The 18,254-nt window shown below is 71.7% G+C and carries 17 protein-coding genes; 8 read left to right on the top strand and 9 right to left on the bottom strand.

The annotated features are described in order from the left end of the window. Positions 1-175 precede the first annotated feature (175 nt). On the top strand, positions 176-358 hold the full coding sequence (locus tag IEY79_RS10100; protein WP_189107027.1) for an LxmA leader domain family RiPP: 183 nt from the start codon (positions 176-178) through the stop codon (positions 356-358). A 112-nt stretch (positions 359-470) separates the two neighbouring features. Next, complete coding sequence (locus tag IEY79_RS10095; protein ID WP_078077248.1) at positions 471-653, top strand: LxmA leader domain family RiPP; 183 nt, start codon at positions 471-473, stop codon at positions 651-653. 91 nt (positions 654-744) lie between these two features. Here IEY79_RS10095 and IEY79_RS10090 read toward each other — a convergent pair whose 3' ends face one another. From IEY79_RS10090 to IEY79_RS38000, 3 genes are read right to left on the bottom strand one after another with little or no spacing between them, the layout of a single operon-like run. Beyond that, positions 745-1,215, bottom strand: a complete 471-nt coding sequence (locus IEY79_RS10090) for a hypothetical protein (RefSeq protein WP_189107026.1) — start codon at positions 1,213-1,215, stop codon at positions 745-747. Beyond that, on the bottom strand, positions 1,212-1,484 hold the full coding sequence (locus IEY79_RS10085; RefSeq protein WP_189107025.1) for a helix-turn-helix transcriptional regulator: 273 nt from the start codon (positions 1,482-1,484) through the stop codon (positions 1,212-1,214). The genes IEY79_RS10090 and IEY79_RS10085 overlap by 4 nt, the downstream gene beginning before the upstream one ends. Before the next feature lie 31 nt (positions 1,485-1,515). Further along, positions 1,516-1,644: a hypothetical protein gene (locus IEY79_RS38000; protein WP_268240585.1), complete on the bottom strand. Its 129-nt coding sequence runs from the start codon at positions 1,642-1,644 to the stop codon at positions 1,516-1,518. A 26-nt stretch (positions 1,645-1,670) separates the two neighbouring features. Here IEY79_RS38000 and IEY79_RS10080 point away from each other — a divergent pair, with 26 nt between their 5' ends. Next, positions 1,671-2,669 (top strand): LLM class flavin-dependent oxidoreductase, encoded by a 999-nt coding sequence (locus IEY79_RS10080; protein WP_229700780.1) that lies wholly within the window; start codon positions 1,671-1,673, stop codon positions 2,667-2,669. Continuing rightward, entirely contained in the window at positions 2,662-3,759 is a 1,098-nt protein-coding gene (locus IEY79_RS10075) for a phosphotransferase family protein (protein WP_189107024.1), read from the top strand. Before IEY79_RS10080 ends, IEY79_RS10075 begins: the two co-directional genes overlap by 8 nt. Positions 3,760-3,783: 24 nt before the next feature. Here IEY79_RS10075 and IEY79_RS10070 read toward each other — a convergent pair whose 3' ends face one another. The 4 genes from IEY79_RS10070 to IEY79_RS10055 all read right to left on the bottom strand — a co-directional run bounded on the left by IEY79_RS10070 (position 3,784) and on the right by IEY79_RS10055 (position 12,258). After that, positions 3,784-7,608: an ABC transporter ATP-binding protein gene (locus IEY79_RS10070; protein WP_189107163.1), complete on the bottom strand. Its 3,825-nt coding sequence runs from the start codon at positions 7,606-7,608 to the stop codon at positions 3,784-3,786. 320 nt (positions 7,609-7,928) lie between these two features. Then, complete coding sequence (locus IEY79_RS10065) at positions 7,929-9,626, bottom strand: thiamine pyrophosphate-binding protein (RefSeq protein WP_189107023.1); 1,698 nt, start codon at positions 9,624-9,626, stop codon at positions 7,929-7,931. After that, positions 9,623-10,627 (bottom strand): agmatinase, encoded by a 1,005-nt coding sequence (speB, locus tag IEY79_RS10060; RefSeq protein ID WP_189107022.1) that lies wholly within the window; start codon positions 10,625-10,627, stop codon positions 9,623-9,625. The genes IEY79_RS10065 and speB overlap by 4 nt, the downstream gene beginning before the upstream one ends. Before the next feature lie 113 nt (positions 10,628-10,740). Then, positions 10,741-12,258 carry a sodium:solute symporter family protein gene (locus IEY79_RS10055; RefSeq protein ID WP_189107021.1) on the bottom strand — a complete coding sequence of 506 codons (1,518 nt, stop codon included), beginning with the start codon at positions 12,256-12,258 and terminating at the stop codon, positions 10,741-10,743. Between the two features lie 131 nt (positions 12,259-12,389). Here IEY79_RS10055 and IEY79_RS10050 point away from each other — a divergent pair, with 131 nt between their 5' ends. The 3 genes from IEY79_RS10050 (at position 12,390) to IEY79_RS10040 (ending at position 16,095) form a co-directional block, all read left to right on the top strand. Further along, the gene (locus IEY79_RS10050; RefSeq protein WP_189107020.1) at positions 12,390-13,823 is read left to right on the top strand and encodes a PucR family transcriptional regulator; all 1,434 of its coding nucleotides are present in this window, start codon (positions 12,390-12,392) and stop codon (positions 13,821-13,823) included. A gap of 160 nt (positions 13,824-13,983) precedes the next feature. Next, complete coding sequence (locus IEY79_RS10045) at positions 13,984-15,141, top strand: acyl-CoA dehydrogenase family protein (RefSeq protein WP_189107019.1); 1,158 nt, start codon at positions 13,984-13,986, stop codon at positions 15,139-15,141. A gap of 42 nt (positions 15,142-15,183) precedes the next feature. Then, a complete protein-coding gene (locus tag IEY79_RS10040; RefSeq protein ID WP_189107018.1) occupies positions 15,184-16,095 on the top strand; it encodes an acyl-CoA thioesterase in 912 nt (303 codons plus the stop codon). A gap of 65 nt (positions 16,096-16,160) precedes the next feature. Here the strand turns inward: IEY79_RS10040 and IEY79_RS10035 are convergent, their stop codons facing one another. Then, complete coding sequence (locus IEY79_RS10035; protein WP_189107017.1) at positions 16,161-16,949, bottom strand: phosphatase; 789 nt, start codon at positions 16,947-16,949, stop codon at positions 16,161-16,163. Between the two features lie 148 nt (positions 16,950-17,097). Here IEY79_RS10035 and IEY79_RS10030 point away from each other — a divergent pair, with 148 nt between their 5' ends. Then, positions 17,098-17,583 (top strand): peroxiredoxin, encoded by a 486-nt coding sequence (locus IEY79_RS10030; protein ID WP_189107016.1) that lies wholly within the window; start codon positions 17,098-17,100, stop codon positions 17,581-17,583. Here the strand turns inward: IEY79_RS10030 and IEY79_RS10025 are convergent. Beyond that, positions 17,573-18,184, bottom strand: a complete 612-nt coding sequence (locus tag IEY79_RS10025) for an SACE_7040 family transcriptional regulator (protein WP_189107015.1) — start codon at positions 18,182-18,184, stop codon at positions 17,573-17,575. The two genes, IEY79_RS10030 and IEY79_RS10025, sit on opposite strands and share 11 nt — an antisense overlap. Positions 18,185-18,254 lie beyond the last annotated feature (70 nt).

Below are 18,254 nucleotides of genomic sequence, written 5' to 3'. Positions count from 1 at the left end.
CTCAACGGGACCCGTTGACCGAAAGCGGCCAGTGTCCGAAAGCGGTCAACCCCATTGCCAGCGCGGCACCGGGAGCGGAATGGTGCTGGCACGGCCGGAGAACGCGATTCCCCAATTGCCGATCCGGTGCAAGGTTCAGGTGCAAGGTTCATTCGAAACGTCCAAGGGAGTTGCCATGAACACCCAGTCCCTGATCAGCGGCTACACCAGCTACGCCGACGCCGACGAGCTCGTCCCCGCGGTCGACGCCCCGGGCGGCACCATCACCGTCACGGTGACCTCGTCACAGGCGTGCATCTCCGCGGCTTCCGCCATCTCGGCCGTGTCGATCGACAACACCTTCGACCACTCCTGCTGAACCGCGTAGCCGCAGCACCGCACCACCGCTTCACGGCTTGACCGCTTCACCGCACCACCCTCGGCAATCGCCGAAAAGGCACCGTTCATTCGAATCGCCCAAGGGAGTTGCTATGAACACCCAGTCCCTGATCAGCGGCTACACCAGCTACGCCGACGCCGACGAGCTCGTCCCCGCGGTGGAGGCGCCCGGCGCCACCATCACGGTCACGGTCACCTCGTCGGCCGCGTGCATCTCCGCCGCGTCCGCCATCTCGGCCGTGTCGATCGACAACACGTTCGACCACTCCTGCTGAACCGCGTAACCACCTGAGCAGGACGAGCGAGGAACAGGGCGGGTGCCCACCGCCGCAATCGGTGGGCACCCGCCTCACCGTTTTACCCGCCCTACTCGTCCCGGAAGCTCTCGCCGTCCTCACCGTCGATGCCGGACAGCCCCAGCAGGATCGAGGGCAGCGCCGCGGAGGTCAGCATCAACGTCGCGAGCAGCGCGGGAATCCGCTCGATCACGTCGGGCTCCTTCTGGAAGGCGACCATGACCAGGACGACCACCATGCCGGCGCCGACCGCGCACTGGTATCCGATGAAGGCGACCCTGTCGCGCACGCCTCGTTCGCGTTCGTCGAGTCCGGCCACCGGCCGTTCGCCCAGGCCGCGGGTCATCGAACGCAGCAGGCCCCACAGCATCAGCCAGACGACGAAGGCCACGAGCCACCAGGAGTCGGAGAAGGCGTTGCCGTCCGAGATCTGCGACAGCACCACCATCGCCGCGCTGAGCACGCAGAGCCCGATCGCCATCGGCTTCAGGGGACCGCTGCCCACACTCGTCGTCTCGTCGGAACTCGGTTGCGGTGTCACGGGCGTTCCTCCTTGTTGTACAGCTGCGCGGAGAGCGGGACGAAGGGCTTACGACTGAAGATCGCCTCGACCGGAAGGCCGAACACGTCGCTGAGCCGGAACGCCAGATCGAGACTCGGGAAGTAGTCACCCCGTTCGATGGCGCCGATGGTCTGCGGGTGCACCTCCACCGAGTTGGCGAGCGCGACCCTACTGAGGCCGCGCTCGGCGCGCAGGACTCTCAGCTGGTTGTAGATCGGCGATCCCTCGCGATGGCTCACTGGGCTCATACGGAAAAGGTAAGGGAAACACAACATTCCGTCAAGGAAAGACAACAGCTACAGTCGGCAACAGGCACAGCCGGAGCGCCCCGCACAGCGCCACCAGCAGCACCACCAGCTGCACAAGCAGAAGCACCAGCACCACACGCACTGCCAGAGCAATCGCCACAGCTACCAGGGAAGGTGTGCTGCCTCGTGACCACCGACGCCTCCGACCGGTCCACGCTGCCGAGCATCCTCGTACCGAGCATGCCGGACACCACCGAGACCGTACGTCCCTACGCCGAGCTGGTACGCGACGGCGACGCACGCCGTGTGTGGATGGGCCAGTCGCTCAAGGTGGAGACGCACCAGGTGTTCGCGCATCTCGCCGGTGCCGGGGTACGGGTCCCCGTCGGCACCAGCGTGACCCTGATGCCCCTGCGGCACCCGTACGAGGCCGCCCTCCAGGCCCGTTCGCTGGCCCTGACGACGGGTCACCCCGTGGTGGCCGGCTACGGCGTCGGCGCGCCCGCCTTCGTACGGAGCCTGGTCGGGCGGCCGTACGACAGCCCCCGCACCATGGCGGCCGAGTACCTCCGTACCGTGCGCTCCCTGCTGGACGGCGAGATCGTCGACCACGCCGGTGACTACCACGCGCTGCGCGGCCGCCTGATGCCGATGGAACACGCCCGCGTGGAGGTCGGGGTGGGCGTGCTGCGGCCCAACATGGCGCGCACCGCGGGCGGTGTCGCCGACGTCGCCATCACCTGGATGACCCCGCCCGGCTATGTCGCCGAGACGCTGATTCCCGCGCTGGACGAGGGCGCGAAGAACCGGGACACCCGGTGCCGGGTCGCGACCGTCGTCCATGTCGCGGTCGACCGCCCGAAGCGGGACCCGTACGTCCTCGCGCACACCGCCGCCGCCGGGCATCTCTCCGCCGACCACTACACGGACATGCTGCGCCGGGCGGGCGTCGCGGCCGACCCGGCGGACCCGCAGGCGGGTGCCGCCGCACTCGTGGACAGCGGGACGTACGTGTACGGCTCCGCCGACCACATCGCGGGCGTGCTCGCCGGGTACCGCGACGCCGGGGTGGACGAGGTGATCCTCAACTGCGGTGGTGTGCTCTTCACCGAGGGCCAGGACGCCGCGCTCCAGGACGCGCGGGAGATCGTCGAGGCGGTCCGGCGCCGGGACGGCCGTGGCTGACCGGGCGGACGCCGCGGCGGACGCTCCGGCAGTCCCCGCGGCGGTACGGCCCGCGGGGGCCGCCGGGTCCGTGACCGTACGCGAGTACGGCACCCGGTATCTGCGGATCAGCGTGCGGTACCACGGCGACGGCCGGTTCAGCTGGCTGCGGGTGCCCGGACCGGCGCACGACCGGCCGCAGGTTCCTCCCCCGCCGGCGGTCGGCGCTGCGCTGCGCCGGGTGGACGCCGCCGGCTCCGGCGCGGCCTCGGGCGCCCGGCTCGCGCTCGGGGAACGGGCCGCGCTCGGTGAGCGGCCCGCGGCGTCCGATGAGGGCGGCGGGCTGGTGTACCGCGTGCCCGGCGCCGTCTCGGTGGCCCGGCTGCTGCCGTCCGGCGACGAGACCGGCTTCCGCCTCTCCGTACGGGCGCTGTCGGACGTGGGGCGGACCCTGCGGCACCTGCACGACGTGCCCTGGGAGTTCACGGAGCCCGCGCCCCCGCACCACGGCGTGGGGCGGCTCCTGGCCTGGATCTCGGGCGCGCCCGGCGAGGCGGAGGAAGGCGCCCGGCTGCGCGCCCTGGTCCACGACCGGCTCGGCCCGCGCCTGTGGACCCGGCTGACCGAGTGGGCCGAGGCCGCCCGTCAACCACCCGGCAGGGGAGGTGCGGTCCTGCTGCACGGCGCCCCCAGCACCGGGTGGCTGGTCCCCTCCCCTGCCGGTGACCACAGCGTCCTGCTCACCGGCGAAGAGGTCACCGGCGGCGACCCGGCGCTCGACCTCGGCTGGATCCTCGGTGAACTGCACGAGCTGCGTTCCGCCGCCACGCGCGGTCTCGGCGCCGCCGGCCAGGGCCCGCCCGTGGACTACCCGGCCGCGGCGCGCGCCCTGCTCGCCGGCTACCTCCGTAAGGAGGACGGTCCGGACGACGCGTCGGGGGACACCGGCGTAGCGCTCCCACCGGGCACCGCCCGCGCGGCCACCCTCCGACTCGCCATCCATATGCGGGACTTCGCTTCCTTCGTGGGCTGGCACGACGATCTGCGCCGCTACGCCGACCTGCTGGCGGAGACCCTCGACGCGGACGGCGCCCCCACGCTCCGGTGGTGAACCCGCGCGCCGTACTCCCCGGCGTCAGGCACCCGCGACGATCGCCCGCTCCCCCGCCGGCTCCGCCTCGCCGATGAAGCTGCGCCACAGCCGCGCGTACGAGCCGCCGAGCGCGAGCAGTTCCGCGTGCGTGCCGTCCTCCACGACCCGGCCGTGGTCCAGTACGACCACCCGGTCCGCGCGCGCGGCCGTCGTCAGCCGGTGCGCGACGACCAGCGTCGTCCGCCGCCCCGACAGCCGGTCCGTCGCCTGGTTGACCAGCCCCTCGGAGGCGAGGTCGAGCGCGGCGGTCGCCTCGTCCAGGAGCAGTACGTCCGGGTCGACCAGCTCGGCACGGGCCAGCGCTATCAACTGCCGCTGACCTGCCGAGAGATTGCGGCCCCGCTCGGCGACCTCGTGCAGATAGCCGCCGTCCAGCGTCGCGATCATCTCGTGCGCGCCGACCGCGCGGGCCGCCGCCTCCACCTCGGCGTCGGTGGCCCCGGGCCGCCCGTACGCGATGGCGTCGCGCACGGTCCCGGCGAAGAGGTATGCCTCCTGCGGTACGACGCCGAGGCGGTGCCGGTAGGCGGTCATGTCCAGGTCGCGCAGGTCGGTGCCGTCCGCCGTGACGCGGCCCGACGTCGGGTCGTAGAAGCGGGCGACGAGCTTGACGAGCGTGGACTTGCCCGCGCCCGTCTCACCCACGAAAGCGACCGTCTGACCTGCCGGTATACGGAGGTTGATGCCCATGAGGGCGGTCTCCTCCTTGACGGGCGCCTTGGTCAGCACGACGGCCTCCTCCGGGTCGCCGGCGCCGCCGCCCTCGGCCAGACCGCCCTCCAGGGTCCCGTACGCGAAGTGCACGTCCTCGAAGGCGATCTCGCCGCGCAGCGACTCCACGGCGAGCGGTGTCCTCGCCGCCTGAGTGGAAGTCGGCTCGCGCAGCAGCTCCTGGATGCGTCCCAGCGAGACAGCCGCCTGCTGGTAGCCGTCGAAGACCTGCGACAACTGCTGCACGGGCGCGAAGAACAGCTCGATGTAGAGGAGATACGCGACGAGCGCGCCGGTCGTCAGCGTCCCCGACTCCACCCGGGCCGCGCCCACGATCAGCACCGCCGCCGCGGCCACCGAGGACAGCAGCTGGACGAACGGGAAGTAGACGGAGATCAGCCACTGGCCGCGCACCCGCGCCTGCCGGTAGTGGTCGCTGCGGTCCGCGAACCGCTTCGCGCCGTCCTTCTCGCGCCCGAAGGCCTGGACGATGCGCAGCCCGGACACGGACTCCTGGAGGTCGGCGTTGACGACGCTGATCCGCTCGCGCGCCAGCTCGTACGCCTTGACGCTCTTGCGCCGGAAGAAGACCGTGCCGACGATCAGCACGGGCAGGGTCGCGAAGACCACCAGCGCCAGCTCCACGTCGATGACCAGGAGCACGACGAGGATGCCGAAGAAGGTGACGACGGAGACGAAGGCCGTGACGAGTCCGGTCTGCAGGAAGGTGGACAGGGCGTCCACGTCCGTCGTCATGCGGGTCATGATGCGACCGGTCAGCTCGCGCTCGTAGTAGTCGAGTCCGAGCCGCTGGAGCTGCGCGAAGATCTTCAGACGCAGCGAGTACAGGACGCGTTCACCGGTGCGGCCCGTCATCCGCGTCTCGCCGATCTGGGCCGTCCACTGCACCAGCACGACGACCAGGCCCAGCAGGGCCGCCGCCCACACCGCGCCGAGCGCGAGCCGTTCCACGCCTTCGTCGATGCCGTGCCTGATCAGGACCGGCAGCAGCAGGCCCATGCCCGCGTCCACGGCGACCATGGCCAGGCTGGCGGCCAGAGGCAGTCCGAAGCCGCGCAGCAGGCGGCGCAGCCCGTAGGACGACTCGGAGGCGACGGCGCGGGCCTCGTCGATCGACGGGACGTCGGTGGCCGGGGGCAACGCCTCGACCTGCGCGAGCAGTTCGGGTGTCGCGCCGGGCGCCGCCGACTCCTCGGCGGGTGCCTCCTCGCGTTCCCACAGGGTCGGGGTGATGCCGCGTTCGGCGTCGAACTCGGCGTCCATCTCCTCCTGGACCGTGCGGTCGTCGTCGGCGGCCGTACCGACGACGACGGCCGGGACATGGCCCGGTGAGACGCCGCCGAGCTCGTCGGGGTCGGTGAGCAGCCGGCGGTAGAGGGCGGAGCGTTCCTGGAGCTCGTCGTGGGTGCCGATGTCGGAGAGCCGTCCTCCGTCGAGCACGGCGATACGGTCGGCGAGGCCGAGGGTGGAGCGGCGGTGGGCGATGAGCAGTGTCGTACGGCCGGCCATGACCGAGCGCAGCGCCTCGTGGATCTCGTGCTCGACGCGGGCGTCGACGGCGGACGTGGCGTCGTCCAGGAGCAGCAGGCGGGGGTCGGTGAGGATCGCGCGGGCCAGGGCGATGCGCTGGCGCTGGCCCCCGGAGAGGGTGAGGCCCTGTTCGCCGACGGTGGTGTCGTAGCCGGCGGGCAGTTCGGCGATGAAGCGGTCGGCCTGGGCCGCGCGGACCGCGCGCTCGATCTCCTCGTCGGTGGCGTCGGGCTTGCCGTACGCGATGTTCGCGCGGACGGTGTCGGAGAAGAGGAAGCTGTCTTCCGGTACGAGCCCGATGGCGGCGCGCAGCGATTCGGTGGTCAGTTCGCGTACGTCGTGGCCGCCGACGAGGACGGCGCCGTGCGTCACGTCGTAGAAGCGCGGCAGGAGCAGCGAGACGGTGGACTTGCCGCTGCCGGAGGAGCCGACGACGGCGACGGTCTCGCCGGGGCGGATCTCCAGCGAGAAGCCCTCCAGGACGGTGCGGCCGTCTTCGTAGGAGAACGTCACGTCGTCGAACTCGACGGACGCCTCGACGTCGGCCGGGAGCTCCTTCGTGCCGTCCTGGATCGACGGCTCGGTGTCGATGAGTTCGAGGACCCGCTCGACGCCGGCACGGGCCTGCTGGCCGACGGTCAGCACCATGGCGAGCATGCGGACGGGGCCGACGAGCTGGGCGAGGTAGGTGGAGAAGGCGACGAACGTGCCGAGGGTGATCTGGCCGCGGGTGGCGAGCCAGCCGCCGAGCGCGAGCATCGCGACCTGCCCGAGTGCCGGTACGGCCTGGAGGGCGGGTGTGTAGCGGGAGTTGAGCTTGATCGTACGCAGCCGGCCCGCGAACAGCTTGCGGCCCGCGGCGCGCAGCTTGCCGGTCTCCTGGTCCTCCTGGCCGAAGCCCTTGACCACGCGTACGCCGGAGACGGATCCGTCGACGACTCCCGCGACGGTCGCGGCCTGCGACTGGGCGTACCAGGTGGCGGGGTGCAGCCGGGTGCGGCTGCGCCGGGCGATGTACCAGATGGCGGGGGCGACGGCGAGGGCGACGAGCGTCAGGGGCAGCGAGAGCCACGCCATGATCACGAGGGAGATGACGAAGAGCAGGAGGTTGCCGATGGTCATCGGCAGCATGAAGAGCAGGCCCTGGATGAGCTGGAGGTCGCTGGTGGCGCGGCCGACGACCTGTCCGGTGGAGAGCTCGTCCTGGCGGCGGCCGTCGAGCCTGGAGATGGTGCCGTACATCTCCGTACGGAGGTCGTGCTGGACGTCCAGGGCGAGGCGTCCGCCGTAGTACCGGCGGATGAAGGTCATGACGTAGATGACGACGGCCGCGGCTATGAGGAGGCCGGTCCAGACGCCGATGGACCGGGTGCCGGTGCCGATGACGTCATCGATGACGACCTTGGTGATCAGCGGGACGAGGGCCATGACGGCCATGCCGGCGAGGGAGGAGCCGAGGGCGAGGATCACGTTGCGCCGGTAGCGCCAGGCGTAGCCGATGAGACGCCGGGCCCAGCCGGCCCTGGCCTCCTCGGCCTGGCCCACGCCCGCCCTGGCCTCCTGGGCCGCGATCACTCCCGCTCGGTCCGCGCCGGCCTCGCTCACTCCGGCCTCGTTCACTCCGGCCGTGCTTCCGCCCGGCCTTTCGCGCTCGGGGTCTGTTCGCTCCGCCGCCACTGTCTGCCGCCCTCCGTCTGCCCTGCCGCTTGTCGGTACGCGGGCGTCCCCCGTGGACCCCCTGCCGGAAGGCATCAACGCGCCCACGTGCGGAATTCATCCCGCTGCAACAAATACCCGTCGCCGGACCGAGGCGCTCGCCGGAGGGACCAGGACCAACGCCGTAGTGCGCCGGGCGACGGCGTGTGCTACCGCGCGGCGGGCAGGTGCGTCGGCGCGAACAGCTTCAGGAGCGCCGGGAGGACCACCACCGAGGGACCGGGGGACGCCAGCGCCTTCGACAGGTCCTCACGCAGTGACTCGGGGCTCGTGCGGACCGCCGGCACTCCGAAGGACTCGGCCAGCGCGACGAAGTCGGGGCGGGCCAGCTCGGTGCCCGTGGTCTGGCCGTAGGCGTCCGTCATGTACTCCCGCAGGATGCCGTAACCGCCGTCGTCCACGATCAGCCAGGTGACGGGGAGGTCGTACTGGCGGGCCGTGGCCAGCTCGGCGATCGAGTACATCGCGCCGCCGTCGCCCGAGACCGCGAGGACCGGCTTCGTACGGTCGGCCGCCGCCGCGCCCAGGGCCGCAGGGAAGCCGTAGCCGAGACCGCCGGCGCCCTGACCGGAGTGCATCGCGCCGGGCCAGGCGGACCAGGCCCAGTAGGCGAGGATCGTCATGTCCCAGAAGCTGGGCGAGGTGACGGGCAGCGCGTCCCGTACGGCGGCGAGGACCCGCTGCTCCAGCTCCAGGTCCTGGGCGCCGATCCGCTCCCGTACCTTCGCCAGCACCGTACGGACGGCGTCCCGCGCGGACTCGGCGGCGGCCGGGTCGCTCCGCTCCGTCACCGACTCCAGCAGCGCGGACAGGGCCTCCCTCGCGTCGGCGTGGATGCCGAGCGCCGGAAGGTTGGACTCCAGCTTGCCGAGGTCGGCCTCGATCTGGATCACCCGGCCGCGCGGGCGGAACGTGTAGTAGTTGGAGGACAGCTCGCCGAGCCCGGAGCCGACGACCAGCACGACGTCGGCGTCCTCCAGGAAGTCGGTGGTGTGCCGGTCCTCCAGCCAGGACTGGAGCGACAGCGGGTGCTCCCAGGGGAAGGCGCCCTTCCCACCGAAGGTGGTGACGACGGGAGCGGCCAGCTTCTCCGCGAGGGTGCGCAGTTTGCCCGCGGCGTCCGCCCGTACGACTCCGCCGCCCGCGATGATCACGGGGCGCTCCGCGTGGGACAGGGTGTGCGCCGCCACGGCGATCAGCTCCGGGCGCGGCAGCAGTTCGCGCGGGGTGGCGTCGACCGCGGTGACGAGCGGCAGCGTCGTCTCCTTGAGGAGGACGTCCTGCGGGATCTCGACCCAGACGGGTCCGTGCGGTGCGGTGAGCGCGGACTCCCAGGCCGCCGCGATGGCGGACGGGATCTGGGAGGCCGTACGGACGAGGTGGACGGACTTGACGATGTCGCGGAACGAGGCCTGCTGGTCGGCCAGTTCGTGCAGATAGCCGTGCCGGCCGCCGCCGAGGCCCGCCGACGGGATCTGGCTGGAGATCGCGAGCACGGGCGAGGACCCCGCGGCTGCCTCCTGGAGCGCGGCGAGCGAGGTCAGCGCGCCCGGTCCGGTGGAGAGCAGCAGGGGTGCGACCTCGCCGGTGACGCGGCCGTAGGCATCGGCGGCGAACCCGGCGTTGTTCTCCACCCGTAGCCCGACGTACTCCAGGTCCGAGCGGCGCAGCGCGTCGAACATGCCCAGCGCGTGCTGGCCGGGCAGGCCGAAGACGGTGGTGGCGCCGAGGCCGTGCAGCGTCTCGACGACGAGGTCGCCGCCGTTGCGCCCGGCGGGCGGGTTCAGGGCCTCGGCGGTCTGCTCGGGGGTGTAGCGGGGGATCTCGTGGTGGTGGTCGTGAGTCACTTCGCGCGGACCTCCGAGATCTGGCGGGACATGATCGTGGTCAGTTCGTACGCGGTGTGGGAGGCGGCGACGGAGGTGATCTCCGCGTGGTCGTACGCCGGGGCGACCTCGACCACGTCCGCCGACACCAGGTGGCAGGAGGCCAGGCCGCGGAGGATTTCGAGGAGTTCGCGGGAGGTGAGCCCGCCGGCCTCGGGGGTGCCCGTGCCGGGCGCGTGGGCCGGGTCGAGCACGTCGATGTCGATCGAGATGTACAGCGGGCGGTCCCCGATGCGCTGCCGCAGCTGGTCGGCGACCTCGTCGACCCCGCGCCGCATGACGTCGGCGGAGGTGACGATGCCGAAGCCCATGCGGTGGTCGTCGTCCAGGTCCTTCCTGCCGTAGAGCGGCCCGCGCGTGCCGACGTGCGACAGCGCCTCGGTGTCGAGGATGCCCTCCTCGACGGCCCGCCGGAACGGGGTGCCGTGCGTGTACTCGGCGCCGAAGTACGTGTCCCAGGTGTCCAGGTGCGCGTCGAAGTGGAGCAGCGCGACGGGGCCGTGCCTCTTGGCGACCGAGCGCAGCAGCGGCAGCGCGATGGTGTGGTCGCCGCCGAGGGTCATCAGGCGCGCGCCCGTTCCGAGCAGGTCGTCGGCCGCCGCCTCGATCGTCTCGACCGCCTCGTTGATGTTGAACGGGTTGGCGGCGATGTCCCCGGCGTCGGCGACCTGCGCGAGCGCGAACGGCGAGGCGTCCTGGGCGGGGTTGTACGGGCGCAGCAGTCGGGACGCCTCACGGATCGCGTTCCCGCCGAAGCGGGCGCCGGGCCGGTAGGACACCCCGCTGTCGAAGGGCACTCCAACAACGACGATGTCGGTGGCCCCGACCTCGTCCAGCCTGGGCAGCCGGGCGAAGGTGGCCGGTCCCGCGAACCGGGGCACGCGGGAGGAGTCGACGGGCCCCTTCGGGCCGCCCTCCGCCGCTCCGGGGCCGGGGCTGTCGGGTCCTGCTGCGCTGCTCATCGTCGAGGCCTTTCGTGGTGCGTGTGCGGATCCAGCATGACCCAGAGCACCGACAGCGCTGACAGCGGCGCCGTCGGGCGGGCGGGACACGGGCTGTTCGGAGGGGGTGGGGCTCAGCCGGTGCCACCGGCGGCGACGGACGGCTTCCGAGGGGCGTCACCGGCTCCGTCGGCGCCTTCGGCACCCTCCGCGTCCTCGCCCGCGAGGCGGCGGCGCCACGCGGCGAGCACGGCCGCGTCCGTCGGCTTCGTCAGGAGGCTGACGACCACATGGACCGCCAGCGAGGCGAGGAGCCCGTAGTAGATGGGCTCGTTGGCCAGGATGCCGTAGGACACCATCAGGCCGATGACGGTCAGCCCGCCGACGATCATCGCGGCGAGCGCGCCCTGCACGGTGCCGCGCCTCCACAGGAGGCCCCCGAGGATGGGCACCAGCAGTCCTCCGACGAGCAGGTTGTACGCGACGGTCAGCGCACCGACGACGTCGTTCAGCGCGATGGCGATACAGATGACGGCGAGTCCCATGACCAGGATGAAGGCGCGGTTGTCCTTCACCTCGTCCCGCTCCCCCACGGCGTCCCGCCCGGTCTGTCGCTGTCCGACGAGTCCCCGCAGCCGCGCCCAGATGTCGTTGTTGGCGACGGTGGCGCAGGCGATCAGCGCCCCGGAGGACGTCGACATCACGGCGGCCAGCGCGGCGGCGAGCACCAGTCCCCTGACGCCCGGCGGGAGTTCGTCCTTGACGATGGTGGCGAACGCGTCGTCGGCGCTCGGCAGCTTCGGGTAGAGGACCTTGGCCGCGGTGCCGATGACGGCTCCGGCGATCGCGTAGAGGAGACAGTAGGTACCCGCGACGGTGCCGCCCCAGCGGGCCGTGGTGTCGGTGCGCGCGGTGAAGACCCGCTGCCAGATGTCCTGCCCGATCAGCATGCCGAACGTGTAGATCAGGACGTACGTGAAGATCGTCTCGCCGCCGATGCCCAGCGGGTCGAAGTACTCCGTAGGAAGCTTCGCCTTCATCTCGGCGAAGCCGCCCGCCTTGACGACCGCGATGGGCAGCAGGAGCAGCAGCACACCGATCGTCTTGACGACGAACTGCACCATGTCCGTCAGCGTGATCGACCACATGCCGCCGAGCGCCGAGTAGGCGACGACGATCGCCCCGCCGAGGATGATCGCGGCGGTGCGGTGCATGTCGAAGAGGACGTCGAAGATCGTGGCGTAGGCGATGGTCGAGGTGACCGCGAGCATCAGGGTGTAGGCCCACATGACAAGCCCGGAGATGAGGCCGGCGCGTCCTCCGTACCGAAGGTCGAGCATCTCGGAGACGGTGTAGACCTTCAGCCGGGCTATGCGCGCGGAGAAGAACACCGAGAGGGCCAGCAGTCCCAGCCCGATGGTGAAGACCATCCAGGCGCCGGAGAGGCCGTACTGGTAGCCGAGGCCGACACCGCCGATGGTGGAGGCGCCGCCGAGGACGATCGCGGCCATCGTGCCGGAGTACATCCAGGGGCCCAGCCGGCGGCCGGCCACCAGGAACTCGCTCTTGGACCTGGCGCGGCGCATGCCCCACCAGCCCATGGCGAGCATGCCGGCGAGATAGACGACGATCACCGCGTAGTCCACAGCCATGGGGCTTCCTCCTGATCGACTCCGGGGCTTCCGGGGGTCCGGTGGTGTGCGAGTCGACGGTAGGTGGCCGGAAAGAAACGCTGAAGTGTACGTTTCATCCATTCCTCCCGCCGCCGATGGATGGACCATCCATGCCGGAACCTTCCGCTCCGCCCACTCCGCCGGTGCCTCTGACCGCACTGCTCGCGGACGGCACGCTCGGCCTGCGCCTGGTCGCCGGGCTCGCCGACGACCGGCCGCCGGTCGACGTCCACTGGGTGCACACCTCGGAGATGGCCGACCCGTATCCGTACCTGCTCGGCGGTGAGCTGCTGCTGACGGCAGGCGTACAGCTCACCGACGCACACGCCGACACCTATGTACGGAGGGTCGTCGAAGCGGGCGCCGCCGCGCTCGGCTTCGGGGTCGCGCCGGTGTACGACACGGTCCCGGACAGCCTTGTCGAGGCGTGCGGCCGGCAGGGGCTGCCGCTGCTGGAGATCCCCCGGCGGACCCCCTTCACCACCGTGGCGCGCGGGGTCTGGCGGCTGATGGCCGAGGCCCGCCACCGCGAGCTGCGCCGGGTCACCGAGGCCCAGCAGGGCCTCGCTGCCGCCGCCGCCCGCCCGGACCCGGTCCCGGCGGTACTGCACCAGCTCGCAGTACGGCTCGGTGGCCGCGCGGTCCTGTTCGCCCCCGACGGCGCCGAGTTGCACACCACGGGCCGGGACCCGGCGCCCGGATTCCGTACGGCCCTGGCCCGGCTGGCCCGCGTGGTGAACCCGCCGCACGGCACCGCCACCGACACTGCCGGCGGCGCGCGCCTGGCCGCGTACGCGCTGGGCGGCGGCCAGGGCCTCGTCCTCGGCGTCGCGGCGAGCGGCCGGGAGGCCGGCGACCACACCGTCACGGGCGTCGCCGTCGTCCTCCTGTCGCTGCTCACAGCGCCGCACCAGGGCGCGGCGGAGGCGGCGCGCTCGGCGGCGCTCGTACGGCTCCTGCTGGGCGCCACGCCCGGCGACGCGGCGCCTCTGCTCGGGCCCGGCCCCTGGACCGTGGTGCACGCGCACGGCGGTGACACGCCCTTCGCCCCGTCGGCGCTGGCGGCGGCTCTCGGCAGCGGCCTGGCCGAGTCGGACGGCACCACGGCGCGCGTCCTCACCGACCGTCCGGTGACCGCCCAGCCGGGCTGGACACTCGGGGTGAGCGCGCCCGTCGCCCCCGCGGACCTGATCGAGGCGGACACCCAGGCCCGGCGGGCGCTGCGCCACGCGGAGGCCACCCGCGCCGGCCTCGTACGGCACCGCGCCCCCGGCCCCGACGCCCTGACCGCGCTCGTCCCTCCTGAAGAGGCGGCCGCCCACGCCCGCGCCCTCCTGATGCCGATCGCGGACTCCCCCGCTCTGACGGAGACCCTGCGCACCTGGCTTTCGCTGCACGGCAGTTGGGACCGTACGGCGGTGGCCCTGTCGGTCCACCGCAACACCGTGCGTCAACGCGTCGCCCGCTGTGCGACCTTGCTGGAGACGGACCTGGACGAGGCGGACGTCCGGATGGAGTTGTGGTTCGCGCTGCGCCGACTGTGACGTGCGCGACGGCTCGGACCCCGCCCTGGACAGTCATGATGACCGCCCGGTAACTTTTTCTTAGGACTGAGCAAGCGCTTAGACACAGTGGCCCGGACCGCGCGGACCGTTCCGATCGGTCGGAGCGTCCGGACCACCCAGACCCAGGGAGAGGGCTTCCGTGCGCCGTAGCGTGTACAACGAGGACCACGAGGCGTTCCGGGAGACTCTCCGCGCCTTCATCGAGGCCGAGGTCGTTCCCGTCTACGACGAGTGGTACGCCGAGGGGCTGGTCCCCCGCGAGTTCTACTACAAGCTCGGTGAGCTGGGCATCTTCGGTATCGAGGTGCCGGAGGAGTACGGCGGCGCGGGCGAGGAGTCGTTCAAGTTCCAGGCCGTCGTCTCCGAGGAGTGCGCCCGCGCGGGAGTCTCCTTCGGAGGGTCCAGCGTCCATGTCGCGCTCTGTCTGCCGTATGTGAAGGCGTACGCCACCGACGAGCAGAAGAAGCGGTGGCTGCCCGGCTTCGTGACCGGCGAGACCATGTACGCCATCGCCATGACCGAGCCCGGCACCGGCTCCGACCTCGCGGGCATGAAGACCACCGCCAGGCTCTCCGCCGACGGCTCGCACTATGTGCTCAACGGCGCCAAGACGTTCATCACCGGCGGCGTGCACGCCGACCGCGTCATCGTCTGCGCCCGCACCGCCCCGCCGAGCCCGGAGGACCGCAGGCACGGCATCTCGCTCTTCGTCGTCGACACCAGGTCCGAGGGGTACGCGGTCGGCCGCAAGCTCGACAAGCTGGGACTGAAGTCCTCGGACACCGCCGAACTGTCCTTCAGCGATGTCAAGGTGCCCGTCGAGGACCTGCTCGGCGAGGAGAACAAGGGCTTCTCCTACCTCGGCCAGAATCTGCCGCAGGAGCGCCTGGGCATCGCCGTCGGCGCGTACGCGCAGGCGTCGGCCGCGATCCGGTTCGCGCAGAGCTACGTGCAGGACCGCACCGTCTTCGGCAAGACCGTCGCCTCCTTCCAGAACACCAAGTTCGAACTGGCCGCCTGCAAGGCCGAGGTCGACGCCGCCGAGGCCGTCTGCGACCGCGCCCTCGACGCGCACGACAAGGGCGAACTGACCGCCGCCGAGGCCGCGTCGGCGAAGCTCTTCTGTACGGAGGTCGCGCACCGCGTGATCGACAAGTGCCTTCAGCTGCACGGCGGCTACGGCTACATGAACGAGTACCCGATCGCCCGCCTCTACGCGGACAACCGCGTCAACCGCATCTACGGCGGTACCAGCGAGGTCATGAAGATGATCATCGCCAAGTCCATGGGCCTGTGAGCCTGTAGGACCGCGCACCAGGACCAGGGACACGATCAGCACATGAACGCACTGGAGTCCCTCCTCGAACTGCTCGACCTGGAGCGGATCGAGGAGGACATCTTCCGCGGTCTCAGCCGCTCGGCGGCGATCCCGCGCGTCTACGGCGGGCAGGTGGCCGCGCAGGCCCTGGTGGCCGCCGGCCGTACGGTCCCCGCCGACCGGTCCGCCCACTCCCTGCACTCGTACTTCCTGCGGGCGGGCGATCCGGGCGCCCCGATCGTCTACACGGTCGACCGCATCCGCGACGGCCGCTCCTTCACCACGCGCCGGGTGGTGGCCGTCCAGCACGGCCAGCCGATCTTCCATCTCTCGGCGTCGTTCCAGGCGTACGAGGAGGGCCTGGAACACCAGGCGCCGATGCCGGCGGCCCCCGATCCGGAGTCGCTTCCCACGGCGGCCGAGACTCTGCCGCGCTACGCGGACCGGTTCGTCGACCCGTCCGTGGCCGGCCTTCTGCTGGAGGCGCGCGCCGCGGTGGATCTGCGGTACGTGGACGCCCCGCCGTACGCCACGGCCGGGCAGCCGCGCGAGGCACGCTCGCAGGTGTGGTTCCGCACGGCCGGCAAGCTCGCCGACGACCCGCTGCTGCATGTCTGTCTGGCGACGTACGTCTCCGACATGACGCTGCTCGACTCGGTGCTGCTCGCACACGGCAGGGGCGGCTGGGCGACGGGCGACATCGTGGGGGCGAGCCTGGACCACGCGATGTGGTTCCACCGGCCCTTCCGGGCGGACGAGTGGCTGCTGTACGACCAGACGTCGCCGTCCGCGTCCGGCGGGCGGGGGCTCGGCCAGGCCCGGATCCACACACAGGACGGGCGGCTGGCGATCTCGGTGATCCAGGAGGGCGTCATGCGCGTGCCCAGGGAGTCCGGCACCGGTCGCGGGGGTTCCGGGGCGGGGCGCGACTGAGCCCGGCCGCTGTCCCTGTCCTCAGCGCCGGGCTGCTGTGGTGCCGTGGTGCCGCTCGTCGGTGCTCAGACGGTGTTGGTGAGACCGGCCTCGTTGAGGAGGTACTCCGTCATCGGGTCGTAGAAACGGGGATCCGTCACATGGTCGTCCAGCGGGACCGTCACCTGGAGGGTGCCCTCGGCCTCGCCGATGAACAGCGCCGGGTCGTTGCAGTCCGCGTATCCGATCGAGTCGAGCCCCCGCTGCCCCGCGCAGCCCGCCCAGCCGTGGTCGGCGAGCACCAGGTCCGGCTGTGGTCTGCCGTCGCGCTCCAGGCCGTCCAGGATCGCGCGCATCGGCTCGGGCGAGTGGGTGTGCCAGAGAGTGGCCCCGCGCTCCAGCATCGCGACACCGGCGAACTGGAAGACCATGCCCTCGTCGGCGGTGAGCCCGCCGGGAATCCGGATGATCTCGCAGCCGGCCAGCCGCAGCGCGTCCGCCGTCTGCCGGTGCACGTCCAGCAGACCGCCGGGATGGCCGGTGGCGAAGAGCACGCTCTCGCGACCGGCCGCCGCCTTGCGCAGCCGCGCGGCCATCCGCTCCAGGGCGTCGACGGTCAGCTCGGGGTCGATGGTGTCCTGCCCGTGCCGGTGCTCCGGGTCGTCGTTGACGCCGCACCGCTCGGCCATCACGGCGAGCACGTCCTGCTCGTCGGTCCAGCGGTCGCCGAGCTCCAGGCCCAGCCAGAAGTGGCGGTCGCCGTTGGCGAGCTTGCGGTAGTGGGAGAGGTTGTTGTCCCTGGGAGTGGCCACGTCTCCGGCGATGCGCGTACGGACGAGGTGGTCGACGAGAGCTTCGCGGCTGGGTATCGGCATGAGCCCATTGTGCCGTCAGATGTACGCGCGGTGCCGCTCGTCCCGGTGAGTGGACGTAACGGGCGTGATCGGGGGCTTCGTCCCCCCAGCGGGCGGCGCCGAGGGCGGCGGGAACAGAGCGACACCAGAACCGACGAGGGAGCCTCTTGTGGCAGCGACACCAGATCAGGGCAGTCCGGTGCAGAACTTCAGCCTGCCGGGCGGGGTGCTCGGCGGGGACGACACCTTCGTACGGAGGGAGTACCGCCTCGACGAGCGGCGGGGCCACCCGCTGGTCCTGGCCTTCTACCCGGGTGACGACACCAGCGTCTGCACCAAGCAGCTGTGCTCGTACTCCGGCGGACTGGAGACGTTCAACGGGCTGGGCGCCGAGGTGTGGGGCATCAGTCCGCAGGATGTCGACAGCCACGAGGCGTTCGCGCGCAAGCACGGCCTGCGGATCCCGCTGCTCGCCGACACCGGCCGGGCCGTGGCGCGGGCGTTCGGGATCGCAGCCCCCGGGATCGGGCTGCGCCGCTCGGTCTTCCTGATCGCGCCGGACGGCACGCTGCACTGGAGGCACGTGGCGCTGTTCGGCGCGACGTTCCAGCCGGTGGAGACGCTGGCCAGGGAGCTGGCCGCGCTCAGGGCGTGATGTCCCGGGAGTCGCCGAGGGCGGCGAACGCTCCGTGCGCCAGGCGGCGCAGGAGCGTTTCCGCCACCGCGCGGCGGGGTGTGCCGCGCCCGGTGGGGCTCAGATGCGGCGTCGAGTTCAGCAGGCCGAAGACCGCGTGCACGGCGCCGCGCGCGACCGGCTCGGGGAGATCCTGGTGGATCTCGCGGACGACGCCGACCCACAGCTCCACGTACTGCCGCTGAAGCTGCCGCACGAGCTTGCGGTCACTGTCCCGCAGGCGGTCCAGTTCGCGGTCGTGCAGGGTGATCAGCGGGCGGTCGTCCAGCGCGAAGTCGATATGGCCGTCGATCAGCGAGGCGAGCACGGCCGCCGGGTCGCCGGTCGTCGCCGCCACCCGCTTCCTGCCGCCGTCCAGCAGCCGGCCGCTGATGCCGACGAGCAGTTCGGCGAGCATGGCGTCCTTGCCCGCGAAATGGCGGTACAGGCCCGGCCCGCTGATACCGACGGCCGCCCCTATCTCGTCGACGCCCACGCCGTGGAAACCACGCTCCGCGAAGAGCCTGGCCGCCTCGTTGAGGATCTGCTCGCGGCGCGTTTGGGCCGCGGTCCTGGTGCTCATGGAAATCCATTCTAGACAGGACGGTTAGCGGTCGTTAACCTGAGAGGTGGACGTTAACGCTCATTAACCC

The sequence above is a fragment of the Streptomyces camponoticapitis genome, assembly GCF_014646115.1.
Taxonomy (GTDB): domain Bacteria; phylum Actinomycetota; class Actinomycetes; order Streptomycetales; family Streptomycetaceae; genus Streptomyces; species Streptomyces camponoticapitis.
This window is presented reverse-complemented; position numbering and strand designations above follow the sequence as displayed.

Excerpts from the sequence above, each read along its gene's own strand:
- speB (WP_189107022.1), bottom strand. The coding sequence starts at position 10,627 with ATGAGCAGCGCAGCAGGACCCGACAGCCCCGGCCCCGGAGCGGCGGAG.
- IEY79_RS10050 (WP_189107020.1), top strand. The coding sequence starts at position 12,390 with ATGCCGGAACCTTCCGCTCCGCCCACTCCGCCGGTGCCTCTGACCGCA.
- IEY79_RS10055 (WP_189107021.1), bottom strand. The coding sequence starts at position 12,258 with ATGGCTGTGGACTACGCGGTGATCGTCGTCTATCTCGCCGGCATGCTC.
- IEY79_RS10100 (WP_189107027.1), top strand. The coding sequence starts at position 176 with ATGAACACCCAGTCCCTGATCAGCGGCTACACCAGCTACGCCGACGCC.
- IEY79_RS10095 (WP_078077248.1), top strand. The coding sequence starts at position 471 with ATGAACACCCAGTCCCTGATCAGCGGCTACACCAGCTACGCCGACGCC.
- IEY79_RS10085 (WP_189107025.1), bottom strand. The coding sequence starts at position 1,484 with ATGAGCCCAGTGAGCCATCGCGAGGGATCGCCGATCTACAACCAGCTG.
- IEY79_RS10025 (WP_189107015.1), bottom strand. The coding sequence starts at position 18,184 with ATGAGCACCAGGACCGCGGCCCAAACGCGCCGCGAGCAGATCCTCAAC.
- IEY79_RS10035 (WP_189107017.1), bottom strand. The coding sequence starts at position 16,949 with ATGCCGATACCCAGCCGCGAAGCTCTCGTCGACCACCTCGTCCGTACG.
- IEY79_RS10040 (WP_189107018.1), top strand. The coding sequence starts at position 15,184 with ATGAACGCACTGGAGTCCCTCCTCGAACTGCTCGACCTGGAGCGGATC.